General features: G+C 33.3%; 19 protein-coding genes and 1 pseudogene. 14 read left to right on the top strand and 6 right to left on the bottom strand.

Translation table 11 applies throughout. The annotated features are described in order from the left end of the window. Positions 1–2: 2 nt before the first annotated feature. Positions 3–3,173: a helicase-related protein gene (locus H603_RS0114740; protein WP_035676170.1), complete on the bottom strand. Its 3,171-nt coding sequence runs from the start codon at positions 3,171–3,173 to the stop codon at positions 3–5. 162 nt (positions 3,174–3,335) lie between these two features. Between H603_RS0114740 and H603_RS0114735 the strand changes: the two genes are divergently transcribed. The 5 genes and pseudogenes from H603_RS0114735 (at position 3,336) to H603_RS0114715 (ending at position 8,962) form a co-directional block, all read left to right on the top strand. Beyond that, a complete protein-coding gene (locus tag H603_RS0114735) occupies positions 3,336–3,614 on the top strand; it encodes a helix-turn-helix domain-containing protein (RefSeq protein WP_026709336.1) in 279 nt (92 codons plus the stop codon). A 384-nt stretch (positions 3,615–3,998) separates the two neighbouring features. Next, the gene (locus tag H603_RS0114730) at positions 3,999–5,432 is read left to right on the top strand and encodes a hypothetical protein (RefSeq protein WP_157510457.1); all 1,434 of its coding nucleotides are present in this window, start codon (positions 3,999–4,001) and stop codon (positions 5,430–5,432) included. A gap of 71 nt (positions 5,433–5,503) precedes the next feature. Next, entirely contained in the window at positions 5,504–7,255 is a 1,752-nt protein-coding gene (locus H603_RS0114725) for a recombinase family protein (protein ID WP_026709334.1), read from the top strand. A gap of 25 nt (positions 7,256–7,280) precedes the next feature. Continuing rightward, a pseudogene (locus H603_RS0114720) lies at positions 7,281–7,541 on the top strand (DUF2400 family protein); the annotation flags it as partial. Between the two features lie 68 nt (positions 7,542–7,609). Further along, on the top strand, positions 7,610–8,962 hold the full coding sequence (locus H603_RS0114715) for a DEAD/DEAH box helicase (RefSeq protein WP_026709332.1): 1,353 nt from the start codon (positions 7,610–7,612) through the stop codon (positions 8,960–8,962). 59 nt (positions 8,963–9,021) lie between these two features. Here the strand turns inward: H603_RS0114715 and H603_RS0114710 are convergent, their stop codons facing one another. Further along, positions 9,022–10,134, bottom strand: a complete 1,113-nt coding sequence (locus H603_RS0114710) for a lactonase family protein (RefSeq protein WP_026709331.1) — start codon at positions 10,132–10,134, stop codon at positions 9,022–9,024. Positions 10,135–10,313: 179 nt separating this feature from the next. On the opposite strand from H603_RS0114710, the gene H603_RS0114705 reads away from it, so the two are divergent. Genes H603_RS0114705 through H603_RS0114690 form a run of 4 tightly spaced genes read left to right on the top strand, consistent with a single transcriptional unit; the run spans position 10,314 to position 14,511 of the window. Beyond that, positions 10,314–12,239 (top strand): vWA domain-containing protein, encoded by a 1,926-nt coding sequence (locus H603_RS0114705; protein ID WP_026709330.1) that lies wholly within the window; start codon positions 10,314–10,316, stop codon positions 12,237–12,239. Between the two features lie 36 nt (positions 12,240–12,275). Further along, positions 12,276–13,529 (top strand): dihydroorotase, encoded by a 1,254-nt coding sequence (locus H603_RS0114700; RefSeq protein WP_026709329.1) that lies wholly within the window; start codon positions 12,276–12,278, stop codon positions 13,527–13,529. 4 nt (positions 13,530–13,533) lie between these two features. Continuing rightward, positions 13,534–13,857, top strand: coding sequence for a DUF4870 domain-containing protein (locus H603_RS0114695; protein ID WP_026709328.1), 324 nt, complete (start codon positions 13,534–13,536; stop codon positions 13,855–13,857). 9 nt (positions 13,858–13,866) lie between these two features. After that, positions 13,867–14,511, top strand: coding sequence for an alpha/beta hydrolase (locus H603_RS0114690; protein WP_026709327.1), 645 nt, complete (start codon positions 13,867–13,869; stop codon positions 14,509–14,511). A gap of 36 nt (positions 14,512–14,547) precedes the next feature. Here the strand turns inward: H603_RS0114690 and H603_RS0114685 are convergent, their stop codons facing one another. Both H603_RS0114685 and H603_RS0114680 read right to left on the bottom strand, forming a co-directional pair. Then, a complete protein-coding gene (locus tag H603_RS0114685; RefSeq protein ID WP_035676167.1) occupies positions 14,548–15,048 on the bottom strand; it encodes a hypothetical protein in 501 nt (166 codons plus the stop codon). A 9-nt stretch (positions 15,049–15,057) separates the two neighbouring features. Continuing rightward, a complete protein-coding gene (locus H603_RS0114680) occupies positions 15,058–15,822 on the bottom strand; it encodes an MBL fold metallo-hydrolase (protein ID WP_026709325.1) in 765 nt (254 codons plus the stop codon). A 95-nt stretch (positions 15,823–15,917) separates the two neighbouring features. Here H603_RS0114680 and H603_RS0114675 point away from each other — a divergent pair, with 95 nt between their 5' ends. After that, on the top strand, positions 15,918–17,378 hold the full coding sequence (locus tag H603_RS0114675; protein WP_026709324.1) for a TonB-dependent receptor: 1,461 nt from the start codon (positions 15,918–15,920) through the stop codon (positions 17,376–17,378). Positions 17,379–17,448: 70 nt separating this feature from the next. Here H603_RS0114675 and bcp read toward each other — a convergent pair whose 3' ends face one another. Further along, positions 17,449–17,901 carry a thioredoxin-dependent thiol peroxidase gene (gene bcp / locus H603_RS0114670; protein WP_026709323.1) on the bottom strand — a complete coding sequence of 151 codons (453 nt, stop codon included), beginning with the start codon at positions 17,899–17,901 and terminating at the stop codon, positions 17,449–17,451. A gap of 244 nt (positions 17,902–18,145) precedes the next feature. Between bcp and H603_RS0114665 the strand changes: the two genes are divergently transcribed. Continuing rightward, on the top strand, positions 18,146–18,796 hold the full coding sequence (locus tag H603_RS0114665; protein WP_026709322.1) for an endonuclease III domain-containing protein: 651 nt from the start codon (positions 18,146–18,148) through the stop codon (positions 18,794–18,796). Positions 18,797–18,822: 26 nt separating this feature from the next. On the opposite strand, the gene H603_RS0114660 is transcribed toward H603_RS0114665, so the two are convergent. Further along, positions 18,823–19,878 carry a sialidase family protein gene (locus H603_RS0114660; protein ID WP_026709321.1) on the bottom strand — a complete coding sequence of 352 codons (1,056 nt, stop codon included), beginning with the start codon at positions 19,876–19,878 and terminating at the stop codon, positions 18,823–18,825. Between the two features lie 114 nt (positions 19,879–19,992). Between H603_RS0114660 and H603_RS0114655 the strand changes: the two genes are divergently transcribed. The 3 genes from H603_RS0114655 to H603_RS0114645 all read left to right on the top strand — a co-directional run bounded on the left by H603_RS0114655 (position 19,993) and on the right by H603_RS0114645 (position 24,802). Then, positions 19,993–21,303, top strand: a complete 1,311-nt coding sequence (locus H603_RS0114655) for a hypothetical protein (RefSeq protein ID WP_026709320.1) — start codon at positions 19,993–19,995, stop codon at positions 21,301–21,303. Positions 21,304–21,416: 113 nt separating this feature from the next. Then, entirely contained in the window at positions 21,417–23,378 is a 1,962-nt protein-coding gene (locus H603_RS0114650; protein ID WP_026709319.1) for a KUP/HAK/KT family potassium transporter, read from the top strand. 152 nt (positions 23,379–23,530) lie between these two features. Next, on the top strand, positions 23,531–24,802 hold the full coding sequence (locus tag H603_RS0114645; protein WP_026709318.1) for an RsmB/NOP family class I SAM-dependent RNA methyltransferase: 1,272 nt from the start codon (positions 23,531–23,533) through the stop codon (positions 24,800–24,802). Positions 24,803–24,914 lie beyond the last annotated feature (112 nt).

Here is a 24,914-nt window from a genome sequence, read left to right as displayed (position 1 = left end):
CTTTATTTAATAATCAAATAACTGATTAGTTCTAAATTTTCTTCCTGACTGATAACGGAACTCAATAATGTAGTTCCACCAGCAGTAGCCAGTGAATCCAGTCCTACTTCTTCCTGTACACCAATCACTTCTTGAATAGCAGTTTTAAGTAAATTAGCATAAGCATCCATCTTTTTGTTTGCTTTGGTTTCTTTGTCAAATTCAGCAATTAATTCTGGAATAATTCTATCATTACCCATAGCTAATTTTCTAAAATAATCTAAGGCTATTTTAGTTTGAGAAGCTTTGATGATTTCGGCACCATCCATGCTAATATAAACCAAAAAGAAGGGATATAAGATGTTGTTTTTAAGTTTAGAGGCAAAGTCTTCACTATTGCCTTTTAAGCAGAAAATAATGCCTTGTTTGACGTTCTCAAGATTTGACTTTACTATTGCGTAAGATGCTTTTGGTATGTGCTTTAATTCCGCTAATTCGGAATCAGTACTTTTCTCCAAATCAATTTTAAAATCATTGAAGGTTAAATCAGTAATGGAAATATTTCCGTGAACATCCTCAAGGTCAATCACCTGATTTTGTAATTGTTTCAATTGTTGTTTGCGATAATCCAAATCTTGCATTTCACGGCTGTTTTGAGAAATAATATTATCCTCTCCAGTAGCAGATACATCAAGCATTACCATTCTTCCTTGAACACGAGCCACCAAATCAATAAAACTATCCAGCTCCATACTTGGGAAAAAATTCACCAATTGGATATTGTCATTTTTAGACCCGATACGGTCAATACGTCCAAAACGTTGAATGATACGAACGGGATTCCAGTGAATATCATAGTTTACTAAAAAATCACAATCTTGAAGGTTTTGTCCTTCAGATATACAATCGGTACAAAACAATATATCAATTTCATTTTTTTCATCTGGATAAATTTCAGCCCTCTTTTTTGAAAGAGGAGAAAAGTTAGTCAAGATGGTATTCAAATCCGTTTTACACTTTGGCATGTTGGTTTTATTGGTACCAGAACCAGTTATCAAAGCTGAGTTTAAACCATGTTCTTTTTTTAACCAATCGTGTAATTCGTTATACAAGTAATTTGCAGTATCGGCAAAAGCAGTAAACACAATTACTTTCTTGTTATTATCATTAATTGGTTTATGTAGTTTTTCTTCAATTCTATTTTTAAGTTCTAGTAATTTTGCATCACGTTCTACATCAATCAACTTGATGTTTCCCATTAATTTAACCAAAACAGCTTTGTCTTGTTTTAAATCTTGTTTCCATGCAATATTATCTAAATCCTGAATCAATACTTTAGTTTTACCACCAACCAATAAGTCTTCTAATTCAGTATCATCAATATCGATGTTGTTGATGTCCAAGTCAAAATCCAAAGTTCCTGATTGATGATTTTCAATTTGTTGTAAGTTGGAGTCTATGAAATTAATTAATTTTTCAACCGTTAATCCAAAGGAGTGAATGGAACTTTCCAAACGTTTTAAAAGGTTTACACGCATCAAGTATATTAAACTTTGCTCACGGTCAACTTGCCTAAAAACGCTTCCAGTGCCTGTTTCCATGTCGTATTTAGCTTCGTATTCTTCTCTTTTATCGGCTCTTACATAAGCTAGAGGAGTATAAGATGCTAGAGTAAGGGTACTAATTTCATCATAGATTTGTCCAATATCGCTAAATTGATTTTTAGTATCAATTTCAGGAGTTAGAGTTATTGGCATTAATCTATTTGGAAAATTACCAATATCTGACATGTCATAGTATTTCTCAATATGTTTACGAGACCTCGCAATGGTTAACATGTCTAATATTCTAAAGTAGGAACCATCCAAGCTTTCCATTAGCCCACCTACATCAAGATTATTTGGGTCTCCATTTTTGTACCATAAGGTGAATTTTCTTTGGGCATCCTTCATTACCTGACTGATACTATCAATTCCATACTGACTGAAATAGCGGTCGTTACCTTCTGTAATAAAAGAGACTTGATTCTTCAAATCGTTCATTTTATTATTTACGGGAGTAGCAGACAGCATCAAGACTTTTGTTCTGATATTCGCTTTTATCACCTGATTTATTAAACGCTTGTAACGAGTCATTCCATCCCTTTTGTTGGGATTATTTCTGAAGTTATGAGATTCATCGATAACAACCAAATCATAATTTCCCCAATGAATTGTCTCTAAATCAATATCGCCTGATTTCCCTCTTTCTCTGGTCAAATCGGTATGATTTAACACATCAAAATTTAAACGGTCTTCAGCAAGAATGTTTCTTTTGTCGTTGAGTGTATAAACTGTCCAGTTTTCTCTTAACTTTTTTGGCGCAAGTAGTAAGACTCTTTGGTCATTCCTTAGAAGATAGTATTTAATTACCGCCAACGCCTCAAAAGTTTTTCCTAAACCAACAGAATCAGCTATAATACAGCCACCATACGTTTCAATTTTATCAATGGCTCCAATTACTGCATCCTTCTGGAAATTGTACAGCAAACTCCAAATTTTAGAATTTTTAAATCCTGTTTTTTCTAACTTCTCATCGGCTCTTTCGTTAACCGTTGAATAATGAAATATTTCTCGAATACTATACTTGTAAATGGCTTCAGCTGAAATAGTATTGGTTCCTTTTTCTAGTAGAGTTTTGACTGCATCATTCAAAACTGTCTTACTACTGTTCCAAGCTCCATTGAAATAATTCAGATATTGATTTTGGGTATCTTCAATATTATTTATAAAAATTAAATTCTCATCATTGATAGTTCCCAAACATACTGAGTCAAGGTCTAAAGGCGTTAAGAAGAAACAATTAGAAATCCCATCATTTTCTACAATCAGAATATTTTGATTACCAATTCCACCTTTTCTAATTTGAATTTTATCATCCATAAGCCCAAGGACTTGGTTTATTCGGTACTTTCGGTCTAATAAAAAATTTAATTTATTTTCTTTTTCATTTTGAATAAATCGAAAATCATCTTCAGCATCAAAATTATTACTCAATAGTAAATTGATTTGTTGTGATTTTGAGAATATGTCAACTAATTCAAATAAAGCGAATGCAGTAAAATGGTTGCAACTTATGTAAATATTAGAATTTGGAGTGATTAAAGTCTTAAGTTCTTCAAGTAGCAATCTACTTTTATTGTCTATAATATTCATTATCAAGCTTTAAATTGAGAATAGCTTTTTGTCTGTAAGCATATAAATGTAATAGATTCTGTCTATTTCTTACAATTATTTTATCTGTTTTTCAAAAACAACTCATTAAATTGTTAATATACAGTACTTTAGTTGGTGATATATTCATTTAAAAACTTAGAAATGGAAAACGCAATCCTATTACATAATTTGACTCCAAGTGACTTGGAGGAATTAATTAGAAAAGTTGTCGCTGAACAACTAGAAGAATTTAGAAAAAATATACCAATAGATAATCCTGATGAATTATTAACTAGAGCAGAAGCATCTAGTTTGTTGAAAATTAATATTACCACACTATATAATTGGACTAAAAAAGGTCAAATAATAGCTTATGGTATTGGCAATAGAGTCTATTACAAACGAGGAGAATTGATGGGAAGACTAATTCGAATTAACTGATTAAAAGACTGATTTTATAACTGAAATAATTTCAAATTCAAAAAATAGAGTGTGTGTGAACACCGTTTCATACTGGGAGCTTGAGTATTTGCTAAAAAGGGCTTTAGAAGAGGTGTAATCGGTGATTGGGAATACTAGTCGATAGAAGGGTTGCAGGAGCATTAGGGGGAATAAGGTACATGTAAAACGGCTATAAACTGCGGTTTTGGTACAAAAAAATAATAGTATTTTTTTATTAAGTATTGACAATTCTTTTCATGTTTAGTATATTTATTTAGAATGGTAGTAATACCGTTAGCTGGGTTCCAAATGTTAGCTACATTTGGTTCTCTCCCCAGCTTAAATAAAAGAGAGAACTATAATATAAAGAGAGAATACTATTTTATGACTAAATACACCAAGTACAGAACCTTCTGTTTACCAAAAGAAATTGTTGACTTACTTTTTCTTTCTGCTCACATCTTACCAATAGAAAACAGTAAAGAATCAGAAATTATAGTTGGATTAACTGTAGTTAATGATATTTTATCAAAATCAAATCAAAATAGAAGTTCAGAAGACTATCCTTTTCATTTTATCCCAATGGATTCAAGGTATCTACAAATGAAGTTTGGAAATGATTACAATAACTATATCACATGGTTAATAATTAATAATATTATTTGGCATGATTTCTATTTCGAGGGAAGAGCAACACATTATTATCTTCAGTTGATGGAAACTTATATTTTAAAGACAAATAGTTTGTTGAAGATAAATGGAGATAAGATAAAGGAAGTAGTATATACCTATTGTTTACGTGACAACATACAAATAACTCTTGAAAGCCCCGATACCAAAGGGATTAAAGCGATTCAAAAAAGTAGGATTTATGATTCATGGTACAAAATAAAAATACCAATTACCTCATCCAATAAAAAGTTTTTAACGAAGGATTACGAGGCAGATTCCAAAGAAATAAACAACGCTCCCACCCACATCAAAAAAATGGGAAGCTACTACAGAAAGAATTTAGAAATAAATTATGATGAAGCAATAGCGCATACCAAAAAGCAATATCAAAAAGAAGTTGAAGAATCAGCAAATGGTGATGAAGAATCGAAAGCATTTAAACGTTACTCTTCAAGGATTTCATCCATAAACAATATACATAATGGCCGAAATAATAAAACGCTCAGATTCAAAAGGAACTCTACCAATAAAAGACTAGATTCGAACTTAACCAACATGGCTAGCGACCTAAGGCCTTTTATTGTTGGTTATGAAAAAATGTCTTATTTAGACCTTTCCAACTCACAACCCGTTTTGTTTAATATTCTGTTGAAAAAATATCGAGAAGGTGCATCTGATAAGGTTGTAAAAGAACTGGATAGGTATTTAGAAGCTACTACTTCAGGTCAATGGTATGAGGAATTGATACGAGTTTTTGATATCACAAAATATGGAGACCCCGAAACAACAACTTTTGCGACTTCCAGAAACACCGCTAAGAAAACATGGATGTTGTTGGCGTACTCTCAAAATAAAGATTTACGAGGCCTGAAAAAAAGATTTGCTGAAGAATACCCATTTATTTCTTCAGTCATGAAATCCATCAAAAAAGAGAAATATGAACAATTTGCAATAGCTTTACAAATTATCGAGAGCGAAGTTTTTATAGATAAAATTTGTAAAATCTTGGTAAATGAAGGAATTTTGCCTTATACCCTTCATGATGGTTTGTTGGTTCCAAATGAATTTGAAAAAAGAACCTTTGATGTGATGAGTGAGGTTCTTTTAAGCGAAATTGGAGTTGTTCCTCAAATTAAAATTGAATAGATAGATTACTATTTATACTACCTTAATTACCCTTATTAAACATTTAATTATATTTGTTAAAAATATTTTATATGCTTGCAATTTATTGTCGTACATCCAAGAATAAAGTCGACGGAACAGACTATTCAATCGAAACCCAGCAACAGGGCGGTTTGAAGTTAGCCACCCAATTAGGTTTGGAACATAGGTTTTATGTAGATGAAGGAATGAGTGGAACTCTGGCTATTGAAGAAAGACCCTCACTAGCTGATATGATGTCCGACCTAAAAAAAGGTACCATAACTAATATTTATTGTATTGACCAATCGAGAATTGAGCGAAATACAATAGTATGGGATATGTTTTCCGCTGAATGTCTAACTCATAAGTGCAAGTATTATCCAAATGGAATCGAATTTGATTTGACCAATGACGAGAGCGTCTTTAATTCAAAGTTGATGTCTCTAGTCAATTCCTATTATGCGAAAATTACATCAAGAAAAGTAAAACTAGCAAATTATAATAAAACTCTTAAGGGTAAAACTCACGGCATGAAACCATATGGCTATCAACGTGATGAAAATAATGATTATCAGATTCTTGAAGAAGAAGCTCAATATGTACGTAAGATGTATGATTTGTCCTTACAAGGAATAGGCACATATACAATTGCAAATATTTTGAATGAAGAAGAAGCTCCCACAAAATTTAATCGATTTAAAGGGCGAATAAAAAGAAAAAATGAATTCACCAAGAAAATTACTGAGTTCGAAAAAAGCAATGTAAAATGGAGAGGCAATGTTATTCATGACATGTTACGGAATCCTATGAATAAAGGTATTCGACTTTGGAACAAAAATGATGTTGAAAGAAGAGTTGAAGTCAAACTTAATGTACAAATTATTTCTGATGATTTGTGGGATAAAGTAAATGAGAATCTTTCTAAAAATATTAAAAATGTTGGTAAGAAAGCACAATATCATTATTTGCTTAATGGTTTAATTGTATGTGGTCACTGTGGTAATGAAGTTCTAGGCAAGAAAAGACTCAGAGGGAATGACAACTCCTACAAATGTAAGGGTAAGAGACCACCACATAAAGATTGTCCAGACAGTAGAGCAATTTCACTTCCTAAAATAGAGAATTTTATAATTCAACACTTATTCAAGACCAAAAACCTTAAAGATTTATTGATAGATGCTCCCAAGAGTAATCTATCAATTCCACTAAGAGAAAAATTAAATAGTAAGAAGAAAGAGTTAGTTCAGTTGGACAAACAAGTTGAACGTTTAGTAAAATTATTAAGAGACCCAGACTTAGAGGATGATGAAACTTTTAGAGAAGACTACAAATCAACGAAAGTAAAAAGAGTTAAATTAAATTTAGAAATTGAAGACCTCCAAATAAAAGTTTTAGAAATGGAAAATGAGACTAGAAACTCAAGAACCAAAACTTTGATAGAAACTTATACTGACGATATTCAATTTGATGAAATTAAACGTTTGGTTCATTCCTTGATTGAGAGCATCAAAATACATCATTCAAAGCAAAACAAATCTGGATATTACTTTGTAGTTATTAAATATAGAAATTATTCTGAGGAATCTACATTTACCACAGATTGGAAAGGTTTGAAGTGGTATTGGCATACACATTATCGAGAGAAAGCATTAAATGAGGAACAACTTGCAGAAGATATTGAAATGCTTAAAGCTGATTATGAACGCAAGGGCATACCATTTAATGAAGAAGACTTAATTGGTTATGAAGGAAATACTACTGTTTCTGGTATGATTGGAGAAAGTGTTGACCTAAATCCAAGTGAATTAGTATTATTTGATTAGTACCATCTAAATTACCCTTACTTACATGTATTTGCGCTGGATGGTACGTCAAGATAATAATGGAGTCGATTTCGGAATCTGGAAAAGCATTTCTCCTGCCTTATTATCCTGTCCACTCGACGTACATTCTGGGAATGTGGCTCGCAAGCTAGAGTTACTTTCGCGAAAGCAAAATGATGCTAAAGCATTACTTGAATTAGACACAAAATTGCGATTATTAGATGCAAAAGATCCCTCAAAATATGATTTTGCTCTTTTTGGTTTAGGCATATTTGAAGGCTTTTAGCGCTAAACATCCCGCAGGAAAGACAACTATCCTTATAAAAACGTATCTTTGCAAAAAATATACGTTTTATGAGCACTTTTGAGCAATTTAATCTTCCTAAATCAGTACAAAAAGCAATTGATGATTTAGGCTTTACATCACCCACTCCCATACAAGAGAAAACATTCTCAGTGATTATGTCTGGTAGAGACATGATGGGAATTGCCCAAACTGGTACTGGTAAAACATTTGCCTACTTATTACCTCTTTTAAAATTATACAAATTCACACCTGGACACACTCCTAAAATTGTGATTCTAGTTCCTACACGTGAGCTAGTAGTGCAAGTTGTAGATGAAATCGAGAAACTGACAAAATACATGTCTGTTAGAACGATTGGAATTTTTGGTGGGGTAAATATTAACACTCAAAAAACAGCAGTATATACTGGTTGTGATATTCTAGTAGGTACTCCAGGTAGAATAATGGATTTAACGCTTGACAACGTAATCCGTTTTGAGGACATGCAAAAACTGGTGATTGATGAGTTTGACGAGATGCTAAACTTAGGTTTCCGTGTGCAGCTGACTTCAATCTTAGCGATGATGCCAAAGAAACGTCAGAACATTCTTTTCTCAGCTACAATGACAGAAGAGGTTGATGCAATCTTAAATGATTATTTTGATTATCCACAAGAGGTGACTCTTTCTGCATCAGGAACACCGCTTGAAAACATCAAGCAGATTACTTATAATGTTCCCAACTTTAACACTAAAATCAATTTACTAAAACATTTGTTAGAAAATAACGAAGACATGAGTCGTGTTTTAGTGTTTGTAAACAATAAAAAAATCTCCGACATGGTTCATGAAAGAATCGAGGAAGATTTTGATGGTCAATTTGGAGTTATTCACTCCAATAAATCACAAAACTATCGTTTAACGACGATGGCTGAATTTCAAGAAGGAAATTTACGTGGTTTGATTACTACTGATATTATGGCGAGAGGTTTAGATATCTCAAACATTACTCATGTAATCAACTTCGAAATGCCTGAATTACCAGAATTATACATGCACCGTATAGGTAGAACTGGACGTGCTGATAAAACGGGTACTGCAATAAGTTTTGTCACTCCGCGTGAGGAAGAATTTAAAGTAGAGGTTGAAGTTTTAATGAACATGGAGCTAAGCATTGACGCTTTTCCTGAAGAAGTAGAAGTTTCATTGAAGTTGATCGAACCTGAAAAAGACAGGCAACCGATGAAATTCATGATGAAAAAAGTGAAGCTTGATGGTGATGGTGCTTTTCAAGAAAAAAGCAAGAAAAACAAAAAGGTAAACTTAGGTGGACCTGGAGTTACCAAGAAAAAAACACATGGATCTGTAAATAGAAACATGTTGAAAATTCAAGCTCAAAAGAAGAAAAAGAAGAAAAAATAGATTCAACAAAACATAAAAAATCCCGAAATCAGCGTAATGATTTCGGGATTTTCTATTTATTATTGTTCGGTAAATACTAAACAAACTGGTGAACATAGTTCGATGCGTTTGCCTGTGTCAGTTAAGTCTCCAGTAATTTTATTGCATTTAAAAATCATAATATTATTAGTATACTGATGTGCAATCAATAAATAATTCCCAGATGGATCGATAGCAAAACTTCTAGGTCCATTACCTAATGTGCTCGACTCCCCTTTAGGTTTTAATTTTCCATTTTTTACAATTTCGAATGTTGAAATTGTATTTGCTTCTCCTCTATTGGTTACATATAAAAACTTGCCATCATGCGAAGTTATAATTGCAGCAGCTGTGAATTTACCTTTAAACCCTTTACCAATAATTGAAGTCGTTTGTTTGCTTTTTAAGTGTCCGTTGTTATAGTCGTAGACATTAAGAGATCCACTTAATTCATTCACTAGATACAAAGTTGCTCCATCTTTGCTAAAGGTAAAATGACGCGGTCCGCCTCCTGCTGCAACTGCTACACTGTCTACTAATTTTAGAGGAGTGCTATAATCTACAGCATCGTAGGCATACGAGTATAGTTTGTCGTTTCCAAGATTGGTTGCTAGAACAAACTTTTTATCAGGAGAAAATTCGACCATATGAATGTGAGAAGCTTCTTGGCGTTCCTTATTAATTCCTTTTTCAATATGTTTAATTGATTGTTTTAAATCACCTAAACTCCCATCGTTATTTTTTGAAAAAACAGAAATACTTCCCCCAGAATAGTTAGCAGTGATCACGTTTTCATCATCATTAATTAAGTAACAGGGATCTGCTCCTTGAGTTGCTTTGCTATTTAAAAATGTAATTGCCCCGTCAGCAGCTTGATAACTAAAAGCACTCGCTTTACTGTCATTACCCAATTCGTTTACGCTATAAATGAAGTCGTTATTTTTGCTCACTGATAAATAACTTGGATTATCAGTTGGCGTACTACTATTTTTAAAATTAAAATCACCCGTGTTTGAATCAAAATCATAGACATAGATTCCGTTGCTATCGCAGGTATTGGTATACGTACCTACTAATAAATTATACGTTTTCTCTTGTGCTTGAACTGCAATACATGATAGCATTACCAAAAAACTAAAACAGTGCTTCTTCATTTTTTAAACTTTTAATGAGCTGCTAAATTAAGGAAAAATTCACTTCTGAAATTGGAATAGTAAGCAGCTACAAAAAAAATAGTTTTGGAGGAACAAACTGTTTACAAATTTGTATTTTTGGAGGGTCAGTTTTAAGACTATTAAATAACAATAGCTAAAAGCATTAAAGAACTACTTGCATGCAACTAAAACATCCTGAAATTTTATACTTTCTATTTTTGCTGCTCGTACCGATCATTGTACATCTATTTAGATTACGAAGATTTAAAACTCAAGTTTTTACAAATGTTAGATTGCTTAAAACGATTAAAGCACAAACCCAAAAAAACTCTCAAATAAAAAAATGGCTGCTGTTGTCTTGCAGACTACTATTGCTCACTGCCATCATTATTGCATTTGCCCAGCCCTTTTTTCCTGCGAAAGATGCAGATAAATCAAAGAAGCAACTATTTATAGTTTTAGACAATTCTTTCAGCATGCAAGCCAAAGGTAAAAAAGGGGAGTTATTTAAAAGGGCTATACAAGAATTGCTTGAACAAATACCTGAGTCAGAACAATTTTCCTTGTTAACAAATACAGAATCCTTTTGGAATACCGATATCAAATCTATTAGAAGCGATTTACAAAAATTGAACTATAGCGCCCTACCATTTTCTCTTGAAAGTCAGATCAACAAAATTAATACTCAAAAAACGTTTGAAGAAAAAAATATTGTCATCATAACCGATGCTCCACAATTAGTCGAAACTAATATTTTAAATGATAAGAGTAATACGCTTTATTTTATCATTCCTCAAAGTGAACAAAAAAATAACACTGCAATTGACAGTGTATTTATTAAAGAAACCTCTGATACTTTTTACGAGCTCAATGTTAAAGTATCTCAATATGGAAACCCAAACAACAACATCCCTATCTCCGTTTATAATGGTACAAAAAAGCTAGTCACAAGCCAACTAACTTTTAGTAAAAAATCAGAAACGGTCACTTTCAATATTCCAAAAGAATCTTTTAATGGCTACGTGTCTATTGAAGATGGCGCCTTGCCTTATGATAATACCTACTTCTTTTCTATAGCTGCTCTTAAAAAAAATAAGATTATGAGTATTGGAGAAACTGCAAAAAACAGCTTTTTAAAACGTATCTACAATGAGGCAGAGTTTGATTTAAGCAACACTCCATTAAATGATTTGAGTTATAACCAAATTGAAAAACAAGATGCTATTATTCTAAACGAACTGGCAGATATACCTCAAGCTTTACAAACGACTTTAAAAACTTTTGTACAAAACGGCGGCAATTTAGTTGTGATACCTAACAACGTTACCAAAGTTAGTGCCTACAATTCATTTCTAAAAAACTTTGGACAAATTCAATTGAAAAGTAATGAAGCAACCGATAGAAAAATTACAAAAATCAATTTCAATCATCCCTTATATAGTGACGTGTTTGAAACTAAGGTGAGTAATTTTCAATATCCTACCACTAAAAACTCCTTTCAAATTATAGGATCATCATCTGAAATTTTAGGGTACAGCGACCAATCTTCATTTTTAAGCAGTACCAAATTTGGCTCAGGGACCTTGTATCTTTTTGCGGCAGCTGTAAACAGTACTAATTCTAATTTCCAGCAATCTCCTTTAATTGTGCCTACTTTTTACAAAATGGGAACCGCTACTGTGACAGGAACTGTTAAAGCTTACACTATAGGAAACAATGAAACTTTAACTGTAGCGTCCAAAATAAATAAAGAAGCCGTTTTAAAAGTCGAAAATCAAAACGAACAATTCATCCCTATGCAGCAAGTTGTAAATAACAATGTTCAATTGTATTTTTCTGATCTACCACAGCAAGCGGGCAATTTTTCAATTAAAAGCAAAGAGGATATTATAGATGCAATTAGCTTTAATTATTCTCGAACAGAAAGTGATTTGGCTACAGCCGATATAAAAAACAATAAGGACTTTGAAATAATACCCTCAGTTGAAAGTTATTATGAAAGCTCGCAAAGCAATAGATCAGACAATCAAATTTGGAAATGGTTTGTTATCTTTGCACTATTTTTTTTAATAAGTGAAATGGCTATTATCCGCTTCATGAAATAAAAGTTTTCTATCACTCAGCACCTAAACAACACAACTATGAATGTAATCATTAGAGCGGCAAAGATCATTGATGCCCAAAGTACGTATCACAATCAAATAGTAGATATTTTAATCGCTGACGGCGTGATTGATAAGATTGGTACTAACATAGTCGCGCCTGATAATTTTGAGGAAATAAAAAAGGAAAACCTTCACGTTTCTAAAGGTTGGTTCGACAGCAGTGTTTCTTTAGGAGAGCCCGGTTTTGAAGATAGAGAAACCATTGCAAACGGCCTCACAGTAGCTGCAAAAAGCGGGTTTACTGCGATTGCATTACAGCCAAATTCTTATCCGGTGATTGACAATCAATCCCAAATTTTATTTGTTAAAAATAAAGCTTTGAATAGCGCCACAGCCTTATACCCTATTGGCGCTCTAACTAAAGGGAGTGAAGGAAAAGATATGGCTGAATTATTTGATATGAAAAATGCAGGAGCTGTAGCTTTTGGAGATTATAATAAAAGTCAAGCTAACGCCAACCTATTAAAAATAGCATTACAGTATGTACAAGATTTTGACGGATTAGCGATTGCGTATTCGCAGGATGAGATGATTAAAGGAAATGGAGTCGTTAATGAAGGAGTTGTATCTACCCGATTGGGCTTAAAAGGAATTCCAAATTTAGCCGAAGAACTCCAAATTGCACGTAACTTGTTTTTACTGGAATATACTGGAGGTAAATTACACATTCCTACGATTTCGACTGCAAAATCAGTTGCCTTAATTAAAGATGCTAAAGCAAAAGGAATAGCTGTAACGTGTAGTGTGAGTGTACATAACTTAGTGCTTACAGACTCAAAATTAGAAAATTTTGACACGCGTTTTAAAGTCACTCCTCCCTTAAGAACCGAGGAAGATAGAGCGGCTCTACTTGAAGCTGTAATTGATGGAACTATCGATATGATCACATCAGATCATAACCCGATTGATATCGAACATAAAAAAATGGAGTTTGACACTGCAAAAGATGGTACGATTGGTCTAGAAAGTGCTTTTGGAGCATTGTTAACTGTTCTTCCATTAGATATAGTGATCGAAAAGTTAACTGCAGGAACAACGACTTTCAAAATTGCATTACCAGCAATTCTTGAAGGAAATTTAGCTAACTTGAGTTTGTTTAACCCTGAAGGAACAAAGACTTTTTCTAAAGCAGATATTTTATCTAAATCAAAAAATTCAGCATTTTTAGGCACTACTGTTCAAGGTACGGTTTATGGTGTTATCAATCAAAACAAAATAATTTTATCATAAATATATGAATACAATTGAAAGCGGGAAAACTGCTGCAATAACAAGTTACATTCTAGGAATTGGCGTTTTTATCGCCATGTCTATGAATGCAGAAGATAAAAATGCCTTTGCCTCTTTTCACATACGTCAAGCCTTAGGGTTGTTTCTTACATTTATATCGTTAGGATTAATAGTAAACAATTTTGACAGCTTAATGATTTCGATACCCATGTGGATCTTTGTATTTGTGTTGTGGTCTTATGGCATGCTAACAGCCGTTAAAGGAGAAACAAAACCAGTTCCTTTATTAGGTGAATTATATCAAAAATGGTTTAAAAGTATCTCTTAAAATTACAACATGAAATTATCATTAGAATATCTCATTAGAGAACCAAAAGTTACATTAGAAAAAAATCCAGTGATTGTATTACTGCATGGATATGGTAGCAACGAAGCAGATTTATTTTCATTTGCTACTGAGCTTCCCGAAAATTATTACATCATTTCAGCGAGAGCACCTTACGACATGCAGTACAATAGTTACGCATGGTATGCTATCAATTTTGATGCTGATCAAAATAAATTTTCGGATAACGAGCAAGCTAAAACATCACGCGATGCTATTTTAAATTTTATAGATGAGTTAATTGCAAATTATCCTATCGATAAAGATAATGTTGTTCTTGCTGGCTTTAGCCAAGGAGCAATATTAAGTTATGCCATTGCATTATCACATCCAGAAAGAATTAGTAAAGTCATCGCTTTGAGCGGCTATATCAATGATGAAATTTTCAGTGAGAACTATAAAAACAATGACTTCTCAAAATTAAAAATTTTCCATTCACATGGAACAGTTGATCAGGTCATTCCAATTGATTGGGCTCGCAAATCAACGCCGTTTTTAAAACAGCTAAATATTGACGCTACTTACAAAGAATATCCAGTAGGTCATGGTGTATCACCACAAAATTTTTACGACTTTAAAAACTGGCTTTTGTCATAATGAAAAAAAGAGGTTCTCATTGAGAACCTCTTTTTTTTATTTAGAATATAGTAGGGATTGATTTACTTCAAATGAAATGGTTTGGTCATCGTTGATGAAATATTTCAATAGAGCTTCGCCCCAAATAGTACCGTCACTATAGTCAGCAATAATCCATCGGTGGTTGAGCAAACGTACTTTATTAATAATAAATTTATTCTCTCCTATTTTATCTTGCCCAGTGTAAGGATTCCCATTAGGATTTGAATTGTAATCTAACAAGCGCTCGGTTACAAATGGAATTAATTTTTGATGTGCTATTACTGTAGAACCATCTTCAGATTCAAAATAATTTTGTGCATTTTCATTCTTTTCTAACGAGAAATATTTTGCATCAGCTAGTTTACTATTCATTGATTTCAGGCTGTCTTTTAATTTCGTTGTGACTTTAGTATACCTGTTTTTTTCGAAAGCAACCTCTTGACTGTAAAAAGCATAGGTAAAAATATTCATTAATATTAAAAGTATAAACGCATACAGCAAAAATGATCTTTTCATGGCATTATATTATATTGTGATTTCTAAATTATCGTAGGCCAAAAATACATTTTTCGGCAATCTTTTTTGGATTTCTTCATGAAAACCTAGCATATGACTTACATGAGTTAAGTAAGCTTTCTTAGGTTTAACCAGTTCGATAAACTGTAGTGCTTCGTCAAGATTAAAATGAGAATGGTGTGGCTCTTCTCTTAACGCGTTAACTACTAGCACGTCTAAATCCTTTAATTTCTCTATTTCTTCTTGAACAATTGTTTTAACATCTGTTAAATAAGCAAATTTATCAAAACGGTAGCCATAAACCTGCAAGTCACCATGCATGACGCTTATAGGCTGTACCTTCATATTACCTAACTGTAAAGGAGTATTATCAAGCACCTTATTGACTAGCACAGATGGAGCCCCTGGGTACCTATTTTCTGTTTCAAAAATGTAATTAAAACGGTATTTTAAATTATTAATTACTCTTTCATGAGCATAGATTGGCATCGCTCCCATTTTAAAATTAAAAGGTCGAATATCGTCTAAACCAGCAGTATGATCTGCATGTTCATGAGTAAATAAAATTCCGTCAACTTTTTTACAATTAGAAATTAGCATTTGTTGCCTAAAATCGGGTCCGCAATCGATAACGTAAGAGTAGTCATCCCAGCTAATCCATATCGAAACTCGTAGTCTTTTGTCTTTAAAATCAGTACTTTGGCATACCGGATGAGTGCTCCCAATGACAGGAATTCCTTGTGATGTGCCCGTACCTAGAAAATATACTTTCAATGCGCTATTATTTTTTTACAAAAATAGGATTAATTCTCTTTCATTAGAAACCTATTTAGTTAACTTTGTATCATATTAGCCATATTTAAAACGAAATGGATACTAGAATAAAATTAAAAGGTGACAAAGTCATCGCACAAATTCCTTCAATAAAAGATAAAGCCTTACGTATAAATTTGAACGAAAATATATACGGTACTTTTGCTGAGATAGGTGCAGGACAAGAAACTGTGAGACATTTTTTTAGATCAGGTGGATCTTCTGGAACCATTGCAAAAGCAATGTCTGCTTACGACAAAGACTTTAGTGATGCCATTTATGGTATTGAAGAAGACGGGCGTTATGTAACAGAAAGCCGACTTAAGAGAATGATCACAATGGAAGGTGAACTAGTCGAAAAGCGTTTAAGTAGGGAAAAACATCCTAATAAAATGTTTTTTAGTTATGCTAATACTGTCGCTACCATCGATTTTGCCAAACAATTTAAAGGTCACGGTTGGGTAGGAATACGTTACCAAATTGAACCTGACGAGGATTATAACGAGATTATTCTGCACATTCGATTTAAAGAAACTGATGCAAGATTACAACAGGAAACATTAGGAATTCTAGGAGTCAATCTTATCTACGGTGCTTTCTATAAATACAATGACCCTAAACGTTTGTTGCGTTACTTATACGACCATCTAGATAAAGATCAATTAGAGATTGATACTATCAACTTTTCAGGACCTCGTTTTGCTGATGTAGACAATAGATTAATGAGTTTACAGCTGGTTAAAAACGGAATGACAGATGCTGTAATGTTTGATCCAAACGGAAAAAACATTCTACCCGCAGCTATACTATACAAGAAAAACATCTTAGCTCTTCGCGGAAGTTTCCGTCCTGTAACTAAGGTAAATATGGACATGTATGAGAAATCATTACAAATGTTTATAGAAGAAAATAAGGTTGAAAAAGAAAATACACTTGTGGTTTTTGAGATTACACTTTCTAACTTGAGGTCAGATGGTGAAATTGACGAGCGTGATTTTATGGATAGAGCAGAATTATTATGCTCGCTAGGGCAAACTGTAATGATCTCCAATTTCCAAGAATATTATAAAGTCGTAGAATATTTTGCTAATTATACTAAGGCTCGAATGGGACTAGCCATGGGCGTAAATAATTTAGTTGACATCTTTGACGAGAAATATTACCGCCATCTGAGCGGAGGAATTCTAGAAGCTTTTGGTAAATTATTCTACCGCGATATGAAAGTTTTCTTGTATCCAATGCTTGATGAAAATGGAGAAATCATTAATTCAGACAATCTTAAAGTGCACCCTAGAATGAAAGAATTGTACAAGTTCTTTAAATTCAACGGAAAAGTAATTGATATTGATGATTATGATCCTGAAACATTAGAAGTGTTCTCACGTGAAGTATTAAAAATGATTAGCGATGGAAAACCAGGATGGGAAGCAATGTTACCTTCTGGAATTGCCGAAATCATCAAGGAGCACTATCTTTTTGGGTACGATCCTAATAAAGCATTAAAAGAAATCAATTAAAATATAGTGATTTAAAATAAAACAAAAACGCCAAGGAAATTATTTTTCTTGGCGTTTTTGTTTTATCAGCTTATTTTAAAATTTGTGCTGCATGTTCTTTTGTTTTTACTTTTTCGATTACTTCATCAATGATTCCGTTTTCGTCGATTACAAAAGTGGTTCTATGAATACCGTCGTACTCTTTACCCATGAATTTTTTCGGCCCCCAAACACCAAAGGCTTCGATAACTGATTTATCCTCATCGGCTAATAAAGGGAAAGGAAAATTATATTTTTCTTTAAACTTAGCTTGTCTCGCAGCCGGATCAGCGCTAACTCCTAGCAATGCATAATTATTAGCTTCAAAACGCTCAAAGTTATCTCTCAAGTCACAAGCTTCAGCAGTACATCCCGGTGTACTTGCTTTTGGATAAAAAAATACTACTAATTTTTTTCCCACATAATCACTTAATTTGTGTGCCTTACCGTCTTGATCTACTCCTGAAAAAGCAGGTGCTTTATCTCCTTTTTTTAATGTTGTCATACTATTATGGTTTAAATTTTAGTTCTAATTGTTAATGGCTAAATTACGATTTTTAATGCCCCAGATGGCAGTGTAAAGCGCCGAATTTAATAAAACCATCTTTTTCTTGATGGTTAAGAGCGACTAAAAGAAGCTCCTTTACCATCGTTGAAAAAATGTTTTATAAAGGAGGACTTGTAGCGTACAGCTGGATTAGGCACATCATAAAAATTATAGTAATTTTACAAGATATAAATTTACAAAAATGACTAAGCAAGAACGGGTAACATTCGTTATAAATACGTTAAAAGACTTATACCCTACCATACCTGTGCCTCTTGATCACAAGGATCCCTATACTTTATTGATAGCCGTTTTATTATCGGCACAATGTACTGATGTGCGCGTTAATCAAATCACACCGCTACTTTTTGCAAAGGCTGATAATCCCTATGATATGATTAAAATATCTGTTGAGGAAATCAAAGAAATCATTAGGCCATGTGGATTATCGCCTATGAAATCGAAAGGAATTCATGGTTTATCACACATTTTAATCGACAAACACAACGGAATCGTTCCGCAGAGTTTTGAATACTTAGAAGAATTACCTGCTGTAGGACATAAAACTGCATCAGTGGTAATGTCACAAGCTTTTGGAGTACCCGCTTTTCCAGTTGATACACACATTCACCGTTTAATGTACCGATGGAATTTGACCAATGGTAAAAACGTAGTCCAGACTGAAAAAGATGCTAAACGTATTTTTCCAGAGGAAATATGGAATGACCTTCACCTACAAATTATTTGGTATGGAAGGGAATATTCTCCTGCACGAGGTTGGGATCTAGATAAAGACATCATCACTAAGACCATAGGTCGAAAAAGTGTAATTAATGACTATTTCAAAAAATAATTTTATTCGAAAGAAAGGTAGTACCATCACAAAAAACGCAATTGTAACATGCAATTTTTACCCGCTGCTATTGCTGTGTTTTCATCTATGAAGCGAATCGTATATAGATTAGCATTAGTCGACAATTGTTTCCACTTTTTGCCGGCATCGTTAGAATAGTAAATACCCGATGCTCCTACCGTAACCAATCCTTTTCCGCCTGAATTAGGAATGTACTGTACACAAGATGCGTAACCAAACCCTTCATTTTCAGCAATGAGATCCCATGTTTTACCGCCGTCGACAGTGTGCGCTTTGTTACCGTAGTTTTGAGTTAACTTTTCATAATTTCCACCGCTTATAAAGCCTTGGTTTGTATCATAGAAATCTGCAGTAAAAATACCAGTCATTGCTTCACCTTGAATAATTGGTGTACTGTATTTTTTCCATGACTTTCCTTTGTCACTTGAGAAAATCACGTTAGCCTCTTTTCCGCCGGTTACAATCCAAGTGTTGTTTTCCTTAACTACAATATTGGTGTTGCTTGCCGCAAAAGCTGCCTCAGCAGAGACTACTGTTGGAAGATTTTCACAAGAAATCTTTTTCCAAGAATCCCCTCCATCCCTAGTAATTATCACCGAAAGGCAAGTATCAATAGGATCGCCCATAGCAATACCTTCCTTATCATTCCAAAACTGCATACTATCATAGAAAACTTTTTCTAGATCTTCTTGATAAACAACTTTGTTACTCAAATTGTGTTTATCAATTTTATAAAGAAACGCAGGGCTCCCAACATTTAGTAAAAAAAGACTTGAGTCGTTTTGCGCTAAGCTTCTAAATTCTAGATTTTCTTTAGAAATCGTTTTTAGGTTATTTTGTTTTTTTTCTAAGTCATAATAACCATACTTAGATTTACTACCTGCATACCAAACTTTATTACCAGCAATAGCAATCGCTCTTATACTAATTTCGTCCTTAAAAAGGGTATCAATTGATAACGAGCTAAATGTTTTAGGGTTTTCTAAAATATTGCTGTTTGACTGCGATTTGCAGCTAACAATTAGCAGTAGCAAAACAAACGGAAATAAAATTTTCTTCATGTGGTTCATATTTTAGGTCTAATTTACAACTAATTAAGGTAGTGCATTGCTACACCTTTTTTAATTGGCACAGTAATTGGATATTCAAAGATAACAATCTCTAATTCTATTGTTATGAAAACTAAAATACTTTTTTTAAGCCTTGCTACAGCAGTTCTGGGACTGAATGCTCAAGCACAATATAACACACAGGTAAAGCCTTCAAATTATGAAATAAGCGATAATCTTGACTTGCGTGCAGTAGCTTCCATTTTTGGAGAATCTCGAGACATTGAGGACTTTGAAAGAAAATTGAACGATCCCGATATTCAAATTTCAAACTTAGATTTAAACGACGACGACGAAGTTGATTACTTACGAGTGATTGAATCTGTTGAACGCAACACGCACGTTGTAGTAATCCAAGCTGTTCTTGATCGTGATGTATATCAAGATGTTGCGACGATCGACTTAGAAAAAGACCGTAACAATACCGTGCAGGTACAATTTATAGGGAACGAATTTATGTATGGACAAAATTACATTTACGAACCAACTTATTACAGCACACCTTTAATTTACGCTTCTTTTTGGAGTTCGAATTATCGCCCATATGTATCGACCTATCGTTGGAACTATTACCCAAATTATTATAGAGCATGGAATCCATTTCCAGTATTTCGTTATCGAAATAATATTAGCGTGAATATCAATATAAACAATAGATACAACTATGTGAATTCGAGAAGAAGCAGTCATGCAGCAGTTATTTATAATTCGAGACGCGCTAATGGATATGAGAGAATGCATCCAAATTATGCTTTTTCACGTAGAAATACGACTGTGATAAATCGATATGAATTAGACCAAAATAGAAATTCAAGCAGAGTAAATTCAAGACCAACAAGAACTTATGCAGATAATAGAGCCACGAGTAGAACATCAAGAACCTCTAGCTACGAAAACAATCGCACAGTCAATAAAAACGGGAATTATAGAACGAGATCAAGTGCGACAATAGGAAGATCAAACCCACAGCAACGAAGCAATAGTTCACGAAGCAACGACACACGAAGTACTGAGCAACAAAATAGAAGAGCTGAAAGCGCCAATGTAAGAACAGCATCTAATTCAAGAAATACGAATACTAGAAAGCCAAATTACAGCACACAACGTAGCTCAAACCAAGAAAACACGGCACAAAGAAGAACTAGCAATCCTAATTCGCGTGCAACCCAACAAAGAACAAACACCGCTGAGAACAGAATTAGAACGACAACTAGACAAAACAATCAAGCAGCAACACCTAGAAACAATAGAGTAAGCTCGAATAGAACTGAAAAATCTAGTGGCAATGTATCAAGGTCTACTTCACAAAGATCTGAGAGTGGCAAAAATAATAACTCAAGAAGATCAAGTTCAAGTTTAGAAAATAGACGCTCGTAGAAACATCATTTATTAAAAAACACGGTTTACTCAAACCGTGTTTTTTTTTGTTAATAAAACATCCTAATTTATTTAAAAAGAGTAAATTTGACGCGTTATATTAAAAATAATACATGAGCACTCAGCACAAAAATTTACACTCCAAATTAACCTTAGGTGGTTTACTGATTACATTAGGAATAATATATGGAGATATTGGTACTTCACCCTTGTATGTAATGAAGGCAATACTTGGAGAATCTATCATTAATGCTGACATTGTATTAGGTGGAATTTCTTGCGTTTTTTGGACGCTAACACTACAAACCACCATTAAATATGTAATGATCACCTTAAGCGCTGATAATCATGGTGAGGGTGGTATTTTTGCTTTATATGCTTTAGTAAAAAAGACAAAAATAAAATGGTTAATTGTCCCCGCCATTATTGGAGGAAGTGCACTATTAGCAGACGGTATCATTACCCCTCCGATCTCTGTTTCATCTGCAATTGAAGGTATAAAAACATACTATCCTAGTATTAATACAGTACCTATAGTAATAGGAATACTCTTTGTATTATTTACAATTCAACAATTTGGAACTAAGCTTGTTGGTAAATTTTTCGCACCAATGATGCTTGTTTGGTTCAGCATGTTAGGAACCCTAGGACTAATTCAAATTATCAAATTTCCTGAAGTTTTTAAAGCATTTAATCCTTATTATGCTTATCATTTATTAACAATTCACCCAGAGGGTTTCTTTGTTTTAGGTTTTGTTTTCTTGTGTACGACGGGAGCAGAAGCATTGTATTCGGATATGGGACATTGCGGACGTAAGAACATTCGTGTAAGTTGGATTTTTGTAAAATCAGCTCTAGTACTAAACTATTTTGGACAAGCAGCTTTTTTAATACAACATGAAGGAGAAACATTGCAAACTCTAGGTGGATCGAATGGGAACCCGTTTTATCTAATCATGGCCGATTGGTTTCAACCTGTAGGAATTGTAATAGCAACTCTAGCTGCTGTTATTGCATCACAAGCATTAATTACAGGATCGTTTACCTTGATTAATGAAGCAATGCGATTGAACTTTTGGCCAAAAGTTAAAATCAAATATCCTACAGAATTGAAAGGACAATTATACATTCCTTCAATAAACTGGCTATTATTTTTAGGATGTGTAGGTATTGTTCTTCATTTCGAACAATCAAGTAACATGGAACATGCTTATGGATTAGCAATTATACTTTGTATGATTATGACAACCATTTTATTAAACTTCTATTTGATAATGAAGAGAGTAAAATTATATTTCATTATACCATTAATCACTGTCTATCTTTTAATCGAATTTAGCTTTTTAGCTGCCAACATCACCAAGTTTGCCGATGGTGGATACGTTACTTTAATCATTGCTATAATTTTAATTTCGATAATGACGACTTGGTATTTAGCTAAAAAAATTAGCAAAACATACACTAAGATTGTCAAAATTGCAGATTACACAAAAGTGCTGAGTGAATTGAGCGTTGACTTAACTATTCCTAAATATGCTACACACTTAGTATACATGACAAATGCAAATCGCGTTGATGACATAGAAGAAAAAGTAATGTACTCCATCTTACAAAAAAGACCTAAGAGAGCGGATATCTACTGGTTTGTTCATGTGAATATTTTAAGTGAACCTTATAAAACAGAGTACAAAGTAACTGAAATACTCAAAGACGACATCTACCGTGTTGATTTTAATCTAGGATTTAGAGAACCTACAAAAATCAACCTTATGTTCAAGGAAGTAATAAAGGACATGGTTAAAAAAGGGGAAATGGATATTACTAGCCGTTACGAATCTCTAAACAAGAACAACATTATAGGTGACTTTAAATTTGTTTTATCCGAAAAATTCTTATCTAACGACAGTGATATGAGATGGCATGAAAAGATAATAATGAATTCCTATTTCCTAATCAAAAAATTAAGTTTATCAGAGGAAAGCGCTTTTGGACTAGATAGCAGCTCTGTTAAAATTGAAAAATTTCCAATGGTACTTCATGCTCCTAAAAATATAGGATTGACGAGAGTAAAATAGCTCTTGTAATTGTATAAAAACAAACCACTATAGCTTTATAGTGGTTTTTTTATGGTTTAATTTGAATGTTAGTAAAATATAAATACAACAATCATTATTAAAAATTTATCTTTCAATCAATTAATACTACCTTTGCACCTCAATTATTAAAAATGAGATTACATAGAAATTTAGTTTACACTACAATAGATTCCTTAAATGCAATATTTAACGAAGGAGAATACGCTGACAAAGTAGTTGCAAGAGCGTTAAAAAAAGACAAGCGTTGGGGAAGTTCTGATAGAAAGTTTGTAGCAGAGACAATCTACGAAATCGTCCGTTGGAAACGTTTGTATGCCGAAGTTGCTGAAGTAAAGGCACCGTTTGACAGAGACAATATTTGGAGAATGTTTTCAGTATGGGCTGTATTAAGAGGATATCCAATTCCAGACTGGAGACAACTGGAAGGCACACCTGAAAGAAAAATAAAAGGACGTTTTGATGAATTGTCAAAAACGAGAGCTATAAAAGAATCTATCCCAGATTGGATGGATGCTGTGGGAGTTCAAGAACTTGGTGAGAAAGTTTGGTCTAAAGAGATTACAGCTCAAAACCAACCAGCAAAAGTTATTTTAAGAGTAAATACTTTAAAGACGACCAAAGCTGCATTAAGGGCAATCCTAATGGATTTAGACATCGATACAGATGTTTTAGAAAATCAACCCGATGCATTAGTGCTTAAAGAAAGAGCCAATGTATTTATGACAGATGCTTTTAAGCAAGGTTTCTTTGAAGTACAGGATGCAAATTCACAACTTGTTGCAGCTTTCCTAGATGTAAAGCCTGGAATGAGAGTAGTTGATACTTGTGCTGGAGCTGGTGGTAAAACATTGCACATTGCAGCCTTGATGGAAAATAAAGGTCAGTTAATTGCCATGGATTTGTACGAAAGCAAATTAAAGCAATTAAAAATAAGAGCAAAACGTGATGGCGCATTCAATATCGAATACCGAATCATAGACACAACTAAGGTAATCAAAAAATTACATCAGAAAGCAGATCGTGTATTGATCGATGCGCCATGTAGCGGTTTAGGTGTTCTTAAAAGAAATCCTGATGCTAAATGGAAATTACAACCTGAATTTATCGACAATATTCGTAAAATTCAATCTGAAGTATTAGAAAGCTACTCTAAAATTGTGAAACCAGGAGGTAAATTAGTTTATGCTACTTGCTCTATCTTACCATCTGAAAATCAAGAACAAGTTGAAAAATTCTTAAAAACTGACATTGGTCAAGAGTTCACCTTTATAAAAGATCAAAAAATTCTTGCTCATGAGTCAGGATTTGATGGATTTTACATGGCACTTTTAGAAAGAAAAGAAGCGGTTGTAAAACCTAAAGAAATTAAATCTGCTGAACCAAAAGAAGCAGTACAAGAATAATTTCTATAATTTCCAAAATAAATATAAAAGCACTTTCAATATGAAAGTGCTTTTTTTAGGTATTATATTAAAAAACCTCACTGTAGCATTTTGCCATAGTGAGGTTTTATTT

Origin of the sequence: Flavobacterium frigidarium DSM 17623, from assembly GCF_000425505.1 — a bacterium.
Lineage (GTDB): Bacteria > Bacteroidota > Bacteroidia > Flavobacteriales > Flavobacteriaceae > Flavobacterium > Flavobacterium frigidarium.
This window is presented reverse-complemented; position numbering and strand designations above follow the sequence as displayed.

Bases quoted from the DNA above. Each gene is read 5' to 3' on its own strand.
- bcp (WP_026709323.1), bottom strand. From the start codon at position 17,901: ATGACAACATTAAAAAAAGGAGATAAAGCACCTGCTTTTTCAGGAGTA.
- H603_RS0114660 (WP_026709321.1), bottom strand. From the start codon at position 19,878: ATGAAGAAAATTTTATTTCCGTTTGTTTTGCTACTGCTAATTGTTAGC.
- H603_RS0114700 (WP_026709329.1), top strand. From the start codon at position 12,276: ATGAATGTAATCATTAGAGCGGCAAAGATCATTGATGCCCAAAGTACG.
- H603_RS0114665 (WP_026709322.1), top strand. From the start codon at position 18,146: ATGACTAAGCAAGAACGGGTAACATTCGTTATAAATACGTTAAAAGAC.
- H603_RS0114725 (WP_026709334.1), top strand. From the start codon at position 5,504: ATGCTTGCAATTTATTGTCGTACATCCAAGAATAAAGTCGACGGAACA.
- H603_RS0114690 (WP_026709327.1), top strand. From the start codon at position 13,867: ATGAAATTATCATTAGAATATCTCATTAGAGAACCAAAAGTTACATTA.
- H603_RS0114675 (WP_026709324.1), top strand. From the start codon at position 15,918: ATGGATACTAGAATAAAATTAAAAGGTGACAAAGTCATCGCACAAATT.
- H603_RS0114655 (WP_026709320.1), top strand. From the start codon at position 19,993: ATGAAAACTAAAATACTTTTTTTAAGCCTTGCTACAGCAGTTCTGGGA.
- H603_RS0114710 (WP_026709331.1), bottom strand. From the start codon at position 10,134: ATGAAGAAGCACTGTTTTAGTTTTTTGGTAATGCTATCATGTATTGCA.
- H603_RS0114735 (WP_026709336.1), top strand. From the start codon at position 3,336: ATGGAAAACGCAATCCTATTACATAATTTGACTCCAAGTGACTTGGAG.
- H603_RS0114715 (WP_026709332.1), top strand. From the start codon at position 7,610: ATGAGCACTTTTGAGCAATTTAATCTTCCTAAATCAGTACAAAAAGCA.
- H603_RS0114740 (WP_035676170.1), bottom strand. From the start codon at position 3,173: ATGAATATTATAGACAATAAAAGTAGATTGCTACTTGAAGAACTTAAG.
- H603_RS0114705 (WP_026709330.1), top strand. From the start codon at position 10,314: ATGCAACTAAAACATCCTGAAATTTTATACTTTCTATTTTTGCTGCTC.
- H603_RS0114650 (WP_026709319.1), top strand. From the start codon at position 21,417: ATGAGCACTCAGCACAAAAATTTACACTCCAAATTAACCTTAGGTGGT.
- H603_RS0114685 (WP_035676167.1), bottom strand. From the start codon at position 15,048: ATGAAAAGATCATTTTTGCTGTATGCGTTTATACTTTTAATATTAATG.
- H603_RS0114645 (WP_026709318.1), top strand. From the start codon at position 23,531: ATGAGATTACATAGAAATTTAGTTTACACTACAATAGATTCCTTAAAT.
- H603_RS0114730 (WP_157510457.1), top strand. From the start codon at position 3,999: ATGACTAAATACACCAAGTACAGAACCTTCTGTTTACCAAAAGAAATT.
- H603_RS0114695 (WP_026709328.1), top strand. From the start codon at position 13,534: ATGAATACAATTGAAAGCGGGAAAACTGCTGCAATAACAAGTTACATT.